The organism is Streptomyces mayteni (assembly GCF_054783955.1).
The window spans coordinates 94,582-106,242 of the sequence record NZ_BAAGPR010000010.1; the positions used below are offsets into that span (position 1 = coordinate 94,582).

The window sequence follows — 11,661 nt, forward strand, 5'->3', positions numbered from 1 at the left end:
GGTACAACAGACCGTAAGCACGCAGTTCGCGTGCCTCGCGCACAGAGGACGCATGAACACTGAGCACAGAGTCGGCCGCCGCATCGCCTACTGGCGCGAGCACCGAGGGCTCACACAAGGCGACTTCGGGCGCCTGATGGGCCAATCCCGGCGCTGGGTCCAGGACCTGGAGGGCGGCCACCGGCAATCCGACCCAAGGCTGTCGCTACTCCAGCGGGCGGCCGACGTCCTACGCATCCCCCTGGAACAGCTCGTGACCGATTCCACCCCCAGCCCAGCGCCGACGACTCCGCCCGCCGAGGTCGTCGCCCTCGCTGACGCGCTGCACCGTCTCCCCGCCCTGGCGCCGACAGGCAGACCGGTGGATCTGCCGGCGCTGTGGAAGCGGCTGAACTTCTGTTGCCACGCCTGGGCGTCCTGCCACTACGTCGCGACCGCGCGGGACCTTCCGGCGCTCCTCACCGATGCGCACCGCGTCGCAGCAGGCAGCAGCGAAGGGGCTGTGTTGTTGTCGCGGGCCTACCAACTCGCAGCCAGCCTCTTCTACAAGTACGGCTCGGCTCTGTGCACGCCCGGAGTGCTCGCTGCCGACCGCGCGCTCGCCGCCGCAGAGGTCTCCGGCGACCCGGTAGCCATCGGGGCCTCGGCCCGACGAGTGGCACGTGGCCTGATTCACCAGCACCGGCACGATGCCGCCACCGAGTACGCCGCCGCGCGGGCTACCGTGCTCCGCCCCGACCTCGAACAGGCAGGCACCGCGGGCCTGTCCACGCTCGGAATGCTGCATCTGGTCGCGGCCATCGGGGCCACCGGCAGCGGCCGCAACCCCGCAGCCGTCGCTGCCGCGGACGAACACCTCGGCGCGGCCGCCGAGGTCGCCGAACGGCAGGGCGGCGCCGGCGCCGACTTCACCAGTTTCGGCGCCACCAATGTGCAATTGCACAAAGTCGACGTCCTACTGCGCCTCGACGACGCCTGGGCCGCGGTCGAGGTCGGGCGACGCATCGTCCCCAGCGCCGTGGCTTCCCTGGGCCGAGAGCGCCGGGCCCGTCATCTTGTCACCACTGCACGCGCCTTGGCCTTGACACGGCAGCGAGAGGAAGCTGGCACCGCCCTCATCGAGGCCGAGCGGCTGGCCCCGGAAGAGATCCGACGGCCTGCCGTGATGGCGGTCGTGCAGGATCTCCTGCTGCTCGTGTCGTCCCCGTCGTTGGAGTTGCGCTCGCTGGCCGAGCGCTGTGGACTCCGCGCATGACCAAGGTGCTGTACTTGATCGCCTGTGCCGCTGGCCCCACGCAGTATCTGGACCGAGGTGTCCGGGAGGCGCAGGCCGCCGGGTGGGACGTGTGCCTGATCCTCACGCCTTCCGCCGCCCGCTGGTGGGAGTCGCGGCTCCCGGAGCTCGCGGAGCTGACGGGGCACCCGGTCCGCTCGCAGTACAAGCTGCCCTGGGAGAAGGACGCCCTGCCGAAGGCGACGGCGATGCTGGTCGCGCCGCTCACCACCACCAGCGCCTGCAAGTGGGCCGCCGGCATCACCGACACCGTCGCCCTCGGGCTGCCCGCCGAGGGGGTGCACCTCGGCGTGCCCGTGGTGGCCATGCCGTTCTGGTCCACCGCCCTCGGCGCGCAGCCGGCGGTCGAGCGGGCGGTGGGGACGCTGCACGAGCAGGGCGTGCGCGTCGTCTTCGGTGCCGGCGAGCCGCACCCGCCGAAGCGGGGCGACACCGCCGGGTTCCCCTGGCGCGACGGGCTGGCGGCCCTCGTCTGAGGGGCCCCGACCACGGCAGCAGTTGGGGCGCAAGGCCCAAGCGCCTGCGGGGATCTGAACGCCCAGGTGCGCGCAGCGTGGGACCGCGCGCGGGCGACGCGCCGGGCTGGGCAGGGTCACAGACCGCCGCCGCCACCGCCCATGCCACCTGCGGATCCGCCTCCGTCCATGCCGCCGCAGCCGTCGCGGCGGCGGGGTTTCTCGAAGGTGGCCCACCAGACCAGGCAGGCCGCGATGCCGAGCACGCACACCGCGATGACGATCAGCCCCACGTTGACGGGAATCTCCACGGGTCCCTCCCTCCGCCGACGCCGAACCCCTCGCCTACCCGGTCCTGCCATGGCGACACGAACGGCCGGTGACGGGGCCCGCCGGGGGGAGGGGCAGGGCGGGCCCCAGTGGAGGGGACCCTACGCCCGGTTGGCCGGGAAAGCGCCGGTCGTGCGGTGCCCGGGGCGGGGATCATGGGCATGGCTTCGGGGGAAGCGAAGGATCGGCAGGAGGGGGAAGCGCGGCATGTGGGCCAGCGTCATCGCCGTGGCCGGCACGTTGTTGGGCGGCGTCGTCACCGGGTTGTTGCAGGAGCGCGCGGGCCGGGCCGCCCGGCGGGAGGCGCGGGCCGATCAGCGGCGTGACGACCAACTGCGGGCCGTGGCCGAGTTGGTGGCGGCGCTGGGGGACCACCGTCGGGCCCTGTGGCTCAGGGAGGATCTGCGGTTGGCCGGCGCCGACGCCGAGGCGCTCGCCGCGGCGCGGACGGCGTCGCACGCCACCCGGTCCGCCGTCACCGAGCCGCTGGTATCGGTGTCCGTGCTCGCGCCGCCCCTCGCCGGGGCGGCGCGCGAGGCGGCCCTGGCGACGTTCGCGGTGCGGGCGGCGGCGGACCGCGACGCGCTCGCCGCGCTGCGACAGGCGGCGATAGCCGCCACCGACCGGTTCGTCGCCGCGGCCGGCGGGCATCTGGGGCGTGGCCTGTAGCGATGTCGGGCTTCCTCCAGCAACTTCCGGCGCTGATCGGCGTGGTCGTCGGCGCCCTCGGCTCCTATCTGGCCGTCGCCCTCGGCGATCGAGCGCGTTTCCGACGCGAGCAGACGGCCCGGTGGGAGGATCGGCGCCTGATCGCCTACACGGAGTACAGCGGGTCGCTCAAGGCGATGATCAGCGTGCTGTTCAGGGTCTCGGCCCACTTCGGCAACGACCCGCACCCGCATCCCCTGGCGCCGGCCGAGGCGAGTCCGCGGCTGGCCGGTGCCTCCGAGGCCCGCGACCGGGCGTGGGAGACGATGCTGCTGCTGGCGGCCCCCGAGGTCGTGGACGTGGCGCACGCCTGGGCGAGGACGGTCGCCGAGATGGAGCTGTTCGTGCGGAACGGGACCCGTGATCCGGACGCGTGGTCGACCCTGCTCGGGAAGCAACGCGTGGCCCGCGAGAGGTTCTACACGGCGGCACGGCGTGACGTCTCGCGACCCACCGGCCACCCGGGGCGTTTCGACGCGGCTCAGCCGCGCGGCGACTCCGCGTCGGGGAGGTAGCCGTCGTAGTCGCCCCACCCGACGAGGTCCCGCCAGCCGGGCCAGGTGCCGCCGGTCCGCTGGCGGACGAGTTCGCCCGGCATGGTGAACGGCGGGGCCTTGTGCGGCTTGGCCAGGGCCTGGCCGACGATCGCGTCGTGGAGGACGGCGGCGGCGTGCAGCCGGGGGAGGACGGCGTGCACGCGGTCGACGTAGCCGGGCGGCAGGGGATGCTGCGGGTCGGGGCCGATGTCGTAGCCGGCGCCCAGGGTCACCAGCGCGATCTCGGGGCGCTTGCGGACGGCGACGTCGTAGTGCAGGTGGAGGGCGACCGCGTCCCAGACGACGGCCACCCGGTCGTCGGCCACCCCCTGTTCGGCGAGGAACCCGGCGGCCAGGTCCGCGCCGTCCACGTCGAACGTCCCCTCGCCGTTCCCCTCCCGGCTGAGGCCGGCGTCGTGCAACACGCAGCCCAGGAAGAGCAGTTCGTCGTCGTAGTCGTGGCCGGCCCGCAGCCCCTGCCGCTCGCCGAGGAAGCGGCCGTAGAGGTAGCTGCGCACGCTGTGGTGGAACAGGGCCGGGTGCTCGATCGACCGGGCGAAGCGGGCTGCGGCGCGCGCCGGTGCGGTGCGGGGGATCGGCAGGTCACCGAAGTCGTCGGTCTCGGTCGGGGCGGCGGTCGGGACGGCGGTCAAGACGGCTCCCGGGGAAGGGAAGGGACGGAACAGCTGACAGGTAGGTAGCCAATATGTTTGCTACCTACCTGTCAAGGGTGGCCCAGGACCGACCTATCCCGCGTACCTGATGTTCGGCTGCGGGGGCCGGGCCATGCCGCTGCCCAGGTAGTAGTCGGGGTGGTGGGACTGCATGTAGCCCTTGAAGGTCATGGCGTTGCGGTAGGCCGGGTTGTGCGCCAGCGTGTAGAGCCTGGTGTCGCTCGGCTGGTTGGTGGTGAAGATGATCAACTCGTCGTAGGCCGCGTTGGTGTACACGGCCTCCTCCCGCCAGTCGCCGAAGAGGTCGCCGACCAGGGTGGGTCCGCCCTGGGCCGCGGTGACCGCGCCGTAGTTCCAGGTGCTGACCAGCCGGGGCAGGCTGCCGGTCGGCGTCGGGTTCGCCGGGTTCCACTTCTCGATCTTGCCGTCGTTGAGCAGCTCCATCGAGACGTCGCCGTCCCACCACAGGCCGAGTTGCGGCCACGGCCGCAGCGACGTGTTGGGCTCGGTGAGCCGGTTGGTCGGGCCGTTGTAGAGGCCGGAGAACGACCAGACCTCCATGCCGGGGAACCGCGGGTCGACGTCGCCCGCCATGCCGCGTCCGACGTCGCCCGGGGTCCCGTAGTGACCCCAGATCATGTCGCCGGTCGCCGCGTCGTAGTAGTACTCGAGCAGGCCGCTCGGGTTGCTCTGCTGCACCCCGTAGCCCTCGAGACCGGGCCGGGACGGGTCCATGTCGGCGATGTGGAAGCGGTCGCCGTGCACGACGCCCTCGTTCGCCATCGAGTACTTCAACGTGCCGTCGCCCTCCAGCACGAAGCCGATCTCGGCGATCTCGTCCGCGCCGTCCCCGTCGACGTCGAGGGCGCGGGTGTTGTGGCCGTCGGGCGCGTTCTGGCCGCCGCGCAGCCACTTCCACTGCATCGAGAGGTTCTGGCCGCTCCACCGCCAGGCGGTCATCATCAGGTTGAAGTTCCCGTTGTCCTGGCGGTTCTTCATGTAGGCGACCAGGCTCGGCGTGGCGCCGTCGAGGTAGGCGACGCCGAGCCGCGCGGCCATCGGGCCGTCGCTCAGGTAGTCGGTCGGCACCGCGGCCCAGTTGCGCAGCGCCCCGGTCTGCCCGTCGAGGATCGCCATGAACTGCCGGTTGTCGTCGGCGTGCGTCCAGGTGGCGCCGTCGCCGAAGGTGACGCCGTCGGCGATCTTCAGGGCGACCTCGGCGCGGCCGTCGCTGTTGAAGTCGTAGACGGTGACGCCGTCGTTGTGGCCGACGTCGATGGTGGCGGAGCCGGGCTCGATGTTGTCCTGGTTGACGCTGTTCGGCCCCAGGTCGACCTCCCAGAGGAAACGGCCGTCGGAGGTGTACGCCTCCAGCGACTGGGGGGACGTCTGCCGGTCCACCACGTAGTCGTACTCGCCGTCGCCGTCGAGGTCGCCGACCCAGACGAACTTCACCGGGCCGCCGTCCCGCAACGGCACCCGCACCACCGGCTCCTGGGCGTGGTTGGCGGTCAGGGTGAAGGCGTCGCTGGCCGGTTGCTCGACGCCGTTCAGCACCGGCCGCACGTGATAGCTGTTCGAGCGGGTCAGATCGGCGGTGGCGTCCACGTAGTTGGTACCGCCGGTCAGGACCGCGGAGTTGAGCCGGACGGCGGCGCCCCCGGCGGTGGAGCGGTACACGTTGAACCCGATCCCCTGCGGGTCGAGCCCGAGCAGTCGCCAGGAGACCAGCACCTGGGTGGCGTTGCTGCGCACGGCCACCACCCCGCGGCCGAGGTTCTCCATCGCGCGCGGCGCCAGCGCGCTCGCCGCCTGGTCACCGGCGTCCGCCGCCGCCGGGTCGTGGGGGGACGCGGGGCTCGGGGAGCTGGTGAGCAGCGTCGCGCAGAGCGCGAGCAACACCGTGGCGATGGCGGCCCTCCCGCGACGCGGGCCCCACCGTTGCCTGTCGTGCATGCAGACCTCCTTGGCTGCTCCCGGGTGGAACCGGGCCGGTTAAACCGTTTACACAATCCGAGATGGAAGCAAAGTGGCGCGAGCACGTCAACAGGCTGGACGAGGTGGATCACCCGACCTCAGCGGCTTGACGCGCTCAACCCGCTGCCCCACGATCAAGGTTCAAACGGTTCCACGCCAGCATGCGGAGACCGGTCACCAAGGGAGGACGGATGCCTCGCCGAGGTTCGGCCCGGGACGGACGGCCCCGCCCCCCGACCATCAGGGACGTGGCCGCGCGCGCCGGGGTCTCCGTCGCCACCGTCTCCCGCATCCTCTCCGGCACGTATCCCAACGCGCCCACCACCCGGGGCCGGGTGATGCGCGCCGTCCGCGAACTGGACTACGTGGCCAACCCGCACGCCCGCGGCCTCGCCGGCGTGCGGCCAAGGAGCGTGGCCGTCGTGGTCAACTCCGTCACCTCCCCGCACTACGCCCACGTCGCGCAGGGCGTGCAGGAGGAGGCGGCGCGCGCGGGCCGGCTGTGCATCGTCGGCACCACGGGCGGGGACGCCGAGCGGGAGTTGGAGATGGTCCACCTGATGCGCGAGGAGCACGTCGAGGCCGTGATCCTGGTGGGGAACGTGGTCGCGGACGACGCCTACCGGGAACGCATGACGGACTACGCCCGCGCGCTGGCCCTGGTGGGCTCCCGTCTGGTGCTCTGCGGCCGGCCGCCGATGGGGCCCGAGATACCGGCCGTCGTCGTCGAGTACGACAACACGGCCGGCGCCCACGCCGCCACCAGCCATCTGCTCTCGGCCGGCCACCGGCGCGTCCTCTTCCTCGGCCGGCGCCCCGGCTACACCACGCAGGAGAGCCGACTCGCCGGCTACCGCGCCGCGTTGGCCGCGCACCGCGTCCCGCACGACCCCGGCCTGGAGGCGGACGGCACGATGGAGCGGCACGAGGGCCACCGCATGATGCGCGAGCGACTTGACGCGGGGCCGCGGGACTTCACCGCCGTCCTCGCCGTCAACGACCAGATCGCCGCCGGCGCGCGGGTGGTGCTGCGCGAGCGGGGGCTGCGCGTCCCGGACGACGTCTCGATGGTCGGGTTCGACGACCTGCCCCCGGCGGCGGACATCGACCTCACCACCGTGCACGTGCCGCACCGGGAACTCGGCCACACCGCCGTGCGGTTGGCCCTGGACGACACGGCGCCCGACACCGCGAGCCATGTCGTGCTCGGCACCCACATCGTGGTCCGCGACTCCGTCCGCCACGTCGGAGCCGGTCGGTCGGGAGGGGGCGAGGGACCGATGGTTACGTGAACATGACGAGCCGTTGACCGTCAGTATGGGAGCCCGCGCCACCCGGTCAACCCCCGGCGCGCGGCGGCCGGTTGCCGCCCGGGGTCTGGACATCCGGCCCGCCGCGCCGCACCGTGTTACGGGGCGAGGGACCCTGTGCGAAGGGGAACCTCCGTGAAACGCAGAACACTCCTGGCCGCCTCGGGCGCGGCCGTGCTCGGCAGCGGTCTGGCCGCCGGCACCGCGCGGGCGGACGCCACCGTACGGATCGACCCGGCCGCCGGGCAGGGCACCTGGGAGGGCTGGGGCACGTCCCTGGCCTGGTGGGCCAACGTCTTCGGCGAGCGTGACGACTTCGCCGACGCCTTCTTCACGCTGGGGAACGTCTCCTACGCCGGCCGCACCCTGCCGGGCCTCGGCCTGAACATCGCCCGCTACAACCTGGGCGGTTGCGGCTGGAACAGCGTCGACGGCGAGGCCATGGTGGCCTCCCCCAACATCCCGCGCTTCAAGCAGATCGAGGGGTTCTGGCAGGACTGGCGCAGCGAGGACCCCGCCTCCACCTCCTGGAACTGGAACGCCGACCGGGTACAGCGCGCCGCCCTGGCCCGCGCCGTCCAACGCGGCGCGCGGGCCGAGCTGTTCTCCAACTCGCCCATGTGGTGGATGTGTCTGAACCACAACCCGTCGGGCGCGGCGGACGGCGGCAACAACCTCCAGTCCTGGAACCACCGCCAGTTCGCCACCTATCTGGCGACGACGGCGCGCCGCGCCCGGGACTCCTGGGGCGTGCCGTTCGTCTCCGTCGAGCCGTTCAACGAGCCGTCCTCGTCGTGGTGGCGCGCGGACGGCACCCAGGAGGGCTGCCACGTCGACGCGGGCGTGCAGGCCACCGTCCTCGGCCACCTGCGCGCCGAGTTGGACCGGCTCGGCCTCGGCTCCACGGCCATCGCCGCCTCGGACGAGACCAGTTACGACCTGGCGCGCACCACGTGGAACTCGTTCTCCACGGCCACCCGCGCGCTGGTCGACCGGGTCAACGTGCACGGCTACCAGGGCTCGGGCGGCCGCCGCGACCTCCTGCAGCGGGACGTGGCCGCCACCGGCACGGCGCTGTGGAACTCCGAGACCGGCGACGGCGACGGCACCGGGCTGTCCCTGGCCACCAACCTGCTCCTCGACTTCCGCTGGCTGCGCCCCACCGCCTGGGTCTACTGGCAGGTGATGGACCCCACCGCGTCCTGGGCGCTGATCGCCTACGACCCGAACACCCTGGCGGCCGGCGCCGTCCAGACCAAGTACTACGTGCTCGCCCAGTTCACCCGGCATATCAGGCCCGGGATGCGGATCATCGACACCGGCACAGACTACAGCGTGGCCGCCTACGACCCGGCCGGGCGGCGGGTGGTGGTCGTGGCCGCCAACCCGGGCGCGGCCCAGACGCTGACCTTCGACCTCTCGCCGTTCGGCCAGGTCACGGGCGGCGCGGGCGGCGTCGTCCCCCGCTGGTCCACCAGGACCGGCGGCGGTGGCGACCTCTACGTCCGCCGCGACGACCTGCGGCTGACCGGCCGCACGGTGGCGGTGCCGTTCACCACCGGGCAGGTGCAGACCCTCCAGATCGACGGCGTCACGGAGTAACCGACGGGCGGGGGGCGGCGGTTGGGCCGCACGTGCGGGCCCGACCCCGCCCCCGAGGGGCTGGGGAGGCGGCTACGGGCGGCGCAGCCGAACCGTGAGGAAGAAAGGGGTGGTGTGCGTCCGGTCGAAGCGGCCGGGGTCGAGGTGCCTGGCCTCCTCGGTGGCCCGCGGCTCGACCAGCCGCTCCAACGTGAAGCCCGCGCCGAGGAGTTCCCCGAGGAACCGCTCCAGGGTCATCCGCCAGTAGTGGTGGGTGAGCTCCTTTCCCATGGTGCCCTCGACCCGCCCCTCGTCGAAGTACGAGCCGCCGAACCAGGTCCAGTCGCCGGCGGGGTGCGTCGTGGAGACCAGGAGCACTCCCCCCGGCCGCAGCACCCGCCGCAGCTCGGCGAGCAGTTGCTCCCGCGCGTCGATGTGGTGGTAGACGAGGGCCATCGTGGCGAGGTCGAAGGACGCGTCGGGCAGGAAGGTCAGCGGCCGCTCCAGATCGTGCCGGTGGAGCTCGGCCTCGTCTCCCAGTCGGGCTTTGGCGGCGCTCAACAGCGTCTCGCTGCCCTCGACTCCGACCACCCGCGCCGCCCCCAGGGCCAGGAACTCCGCCGCGAGATGGCCGGCCCCGCAGCCCAGATCGAGCACCCGGGCCCCGGCCACGTCGCCGGCCAGCCGCAGCATGGCCGGCCGGTCGGTGTACGCGTTGTAGACGTTGTCGGTGGCGCGGGCGGCGAAGTACACGCCCCGCTCGCCGTGGTAGGCGGCCTCGGCACTCATCCGGGCAGCCTCGCAGATCCGCCGGACGGTCGACCACCCGGTTTCCGCGAGCGGTCGGCCGCCGTGCCGCGGGGGCGGGCGGCCTCCCAGCCCACCGGGACGTCGGCGGCCTCCGGCCACCGCGAGCGCCGGTCCTCGTCGTCGACCAGGACCAGGTGGCGAGCCTCGGGATCCGCGAACGGGTTGGTCATGCCCGGTCGCCTTCCCGCTCGGCACGGCCACCGCCGCGGATTCACTTCGGATGCAGAACGACGTCCCGGAGGGCACGAGGGCCCGGTTCCATCCGGGGCCATCAGCATGGGGTTCAAGTGGCGTTGAAGTCAACGGCTTTCCCCCTCTGGCAAGCCGATGATCTTGCATCTAGAGTGATAGCGACTGCGGCCTACCGCCGATATCCGCAGCCGGTCGAGGAGGCCTCAGGCGACGTGACGGTCCAACTCGTCGGCCAGACGCCGCATGACCGTGCGGTTGGCGCGCCGCATCGTGGCCCGGACGACCGGCGCGAACAGCCGGTCGGCGAGCGGCGCGCGCAGCCACTCGTAGGTGAACGCGACGCGGCTGCCGCCGGCCGCCAACGGCTCGATGGTGTAGATGCCGTGGGCCCGCCGGCCGCCGCCCGCGCTGACGTTCCGCTCGACGATCCGCGACGGCGCCTCGGCCTCGACGACCTCGACGGTGACCTCGGTCCGCACCCCGCCGAGCGCGGCGGTGACCGTGGCGCCGGAGCCGACGCCACGATCCGGGCCGTGGTAGCGCCAGTTCGTCATGAAGTGGTCGGTGAACCGCTCGTGGTGAGCCATGACGTCGAGGAAGTCGTAGACCCGCTCGGGCGGATGCGGAACGTCGATCGACTCGGTGAGGGACCTCATGCACCCCACGGTACCCGCGCCATGTACCGATCGGTACACGCGCGACGTGGGTCACGCGACGTGGGTCAGGAGATCCGGTCCCTGATCCAGACGCCGGCCTCCTTGAGGGACCCCGGGTCCGACCACCGCCCGCCGTCGCAGGTGCCGGTCTCGAAGACGGCGCCCGAGCGGAAGTCGTCGGAGTAGTTCCAGTTGGTCCAGCTGATCCCCTTCTCCGCCATCAGGTCGAGGTACCGCTGGGCCATGGCGAAGTCGTTCGGGCCGTCGCCCGTGTAGTCCTGGGTGCCGAACTCGGTGACGAACATCGGGATCCGGTCGGCCGCCCGGGAGAGCGTCCGCAGGTAGTCGTCGCCGTGCGAGCCGGCGTAGAAGTGGAAGGTGTACATGATGTTCTCGGCGTCCACCGGGTCCGCCACCACCTCGGACTCGTCGGATCCCTCCGAGACGCCGAGCGAGGACCAGGCCCTGGTGCCGACGAGGACGACGGCGTCCGGGTCCCCGGCGCGCACCACCGGGATCATCTCCTCGGCGTAGCTCCTGATCGCGTCCCAGCCGACGCCGTTCGGCTCGTTGGCGATCTCGTACAGCAGGTTGTCCTGGTCGCCGTGGCGGGCGGTGATGTCGGTGAAGAACCGCTCGGCCAGCGCGGTGTTGGCGTTCGGGTCGCCGGGGCTGAGCATGTGCCAGTCCACGATGACGTAGAGGCCGCGCTCGGTCGCCTGGTCGATGACGCGGCTCGCCAGGTCGGTGAAGTACGCGGGGTCGGTCTCGTACCCGTCCTCCTGGACGTACGTCGACACGCGCACCACGTCCGCCCCCCAGTCGTCGGCGAGGACGTCGAGCGAGTCGCCCGTCACGCACTGCTCGTACCACTGCGTGCCGTGGGTGCTCATGCCGCGCAGCTGGACGGGCTCGCCGCCCTCGCCGCACAGGGTGGTGCCGCAGACCGCGAGCCGCCCGTGCTCCCCGTACGGGGTGGCCGCCTCGGGCGGCGCGGCCCAGACGGTGGCGGATCCCGCGACGGCCGCGCACACGGCGAGCGCGCCGGCGGCCCAGGCGAGGCGATGCGATGTCGGCATGGTTCTGTACCGTCCTCTCCAGTTCACCGGGGCACGTCGACCGGCCCCGGCGGTGGGGG

13 protein-coding genes are annotated in these 11,661 nt (G+C 72.5%); 6 read left to right on the forward strand and 7 right to left on the reverse strand.

Annotation, left to right across the window (positions count from 1 at the left end; all coding sequences use genetic code 11):
- Nucleotides 1-52: 52 nt before the first annotated feature.
- Nucleotides 53-1,255: a helix-turn-helix domain-containing protein gene (locus tag ACYVPE_RS07510; protein ID WP_461032632.1), complete on the forward strand. Its 1,203-nt coding sequence runs from the start codon at nucleotides 53-55 to the stop codon at nucleotides 1,253-1,255.
- A complete protein-coding gene (locus ACYVPE_RS07515) occupies nucleotides 1,252-1,770 on the forward strand; it encodes a flavoprotein (protein ID WP_461032633.1) in 519 nt (172 codons plus the stop codon). The genes ACYVPE_RS07510 and ACYVPE_RS07515 overlap by 4 nt, the downstream gene beginning before the upstream one ends.
- Nucleotides 1,771-1,886: 116 nt before the next feature.
- Here the strand turns inward: ACYVPE_RS07515 and ACYVPE_RS07520 are convergent, their stop codons facing one another.
- Nucleotides 1,887-2,060 carry a hypothetical protein gene (locus tag ACYVPE_RS07520; RefSeq protein WP_461032634.1) on the reverse strand — a complete coding sequence of 58 codons (174 nt, stop codon included), beginning with the start codon at nucleotides 2,058-2,060 and terminating at the stop codon, nucleotides 1,887-1,889.
- 226 nt (nucleotides 2,061-2,286) lie between these two features.
- Between ACYVPE_RS07520 and ACYVPE_RS07525 the strand changes: the two genes are divergently transcribed.
- Both ACYVPE_RS07525 and ACYVPE_RS07530 read left to right on the forward strand, forming a co-directional pair.
- The gene (locus ACYVPE_RS07525; protein WP_461032635.1) at nucleotides 2,287-2,748 is read left to right on the forward strand and encodes a protein kilB; all 462 of its coding nucleotides are present in this window, start codon (nucleotides 2,287-2,289) and stop codon (nucleotides 2,746-2,748) included.
- Nucleotides 2,749-2,750: 2 nt separating this feature from the next.
- A complete protein-coding gene (locus ACYVPE_RS07530; RefSeq protein ID WP_461032636.1) occupies nucleotides 2,751-3,302 on the forward strand; it encodes a hypothetical protein in 552 nt (183 codons plus the stop codon).
- Here the strand turns inward: ACYVPE_RS07530 and ACYVPE_RS07535 are convergent.
- On the reverse strand, nucleotides 3,269-3,976 hold the full coding sequence (locus ACYVPE_RS07535; RefSeq protein WP_461032637.1) for an HD domain-containing protein: 708 nt from the start codon (nucleotides 3,974-3,976) through the stop codon (nucleotides 3,269-3,271). The two genes, ACYVPE_RS07530 and ACYVPE_RS07535, sit on opposite strands and share 34 nt — an antisense overlap.
- Nucleotides 3,977-4,069: 93 nt before the next feature.
- The gene (locus ACYVPE_RS07540; protein WP_461032638.1) at nucleotides 4,070-5,953 is read right to left on the reverse strand and encodes a rhamnogalacturonan lyase family protein; all 1,884 of its coding nucleotides are present in this window, start codon (nucleotides 5,951-5,953) and stop codon (nucleotides 4,070-4,072) included.
- Nucleotides 5,954-6,165: 212 nt separating this feature from the next.
- Here ACYVPE_RS07540 and ACYVPE_RS07545 point away from each other — a divergent pair, with 212 nt between their 5' ends.
- Nucleotides 6,166-7,266: a LacI family DNA-binding transcriptional regulator gene (locus tag ACYVPE_RS07545; RefSeq protein WP_461032639.1), complete on the forward strand. Its 1,101-nt coding sequence runs from the start codon at nucleotides 6,166-6,168 to the stop codon at nucleotides 7,264-7,266.
- A 153-nt stretch (nucleotides 7,267-7,419) separates the two neighbouring features.
- Nucleotides 7,420-8,886, forward strand: coding sequence for a glycoside hydrolase (locus tag ACYVPE_RS07550; RefSeq protein ID WP_461032640.1), 1,467 nt, complete (start codon nucleotides 7,420-7,422; stop codon nucleotides 8,884-8,886).
- A 72-nt stretch (nucleotides 8,887-8,958) separates the two neighbouring features.
- Here the strand turns inward: ACYVPE_RS07550 and ACYVPE_RS07555 are convergent, their stop codons facing one another.
- The 4 genes from ACYVPE_RS07555 to ACYVPE_RS07570 form a co-directional block, all read right to left on the reverse strand.
- Nucleotides 8,959-9,654, reverse strand: a complete 696-nt coding sequence (locus ACYVPE_RS07555; RefSeq protein WP_461032641.1) for a class I SAM-dependent methyltransferase — start codon at nucleotides 9,652-9,654, stop codon at nucleotides 8,959-8,961.
- Nucleotides 9,651-9,845, reverse strand: coding sequence for an MbtH family NRPS accessory protein (locus ACYVPE_RS07560; RefSeq protein WP_461032642.1), 195 nt, complete (start codon nucleotides 9,843-9,845; stop codon nucleotides 9,651-9,653). Before ACYVPE_RS07560 ends, ACYVPE_RS07555 begins: the two co-directional genes overlap by 4 nt.
- Nucleotides 9,846-10,070: 225 nt before the next feature.
- On the reverse strand, nucleotides 10,071-10,523 hold the full coding sequence (locus tag ACYVPE_RS07565; protein ID WP_461032643.1) for an SRPBCC family protein: 453 nt from the start codon (nucleotides 10,521-10,523) through the stop codon (nucleotides 10,071-10,073).
- A gap of 65 nt (nucleotides 10,524-10,588) precedes the next feature.
- Entirely contained in the window at nucleotides 10,589-11,602 is a 1,014-nt protein-coding gene (locus tag ACYVPE_RS07570; protein WP_461032644.1) for a glycoside hydrolase family 5 protein, read from the reverse strand.
- Nucleotides 11,603-11,661 lie beyond the last annotated feature (59 nt).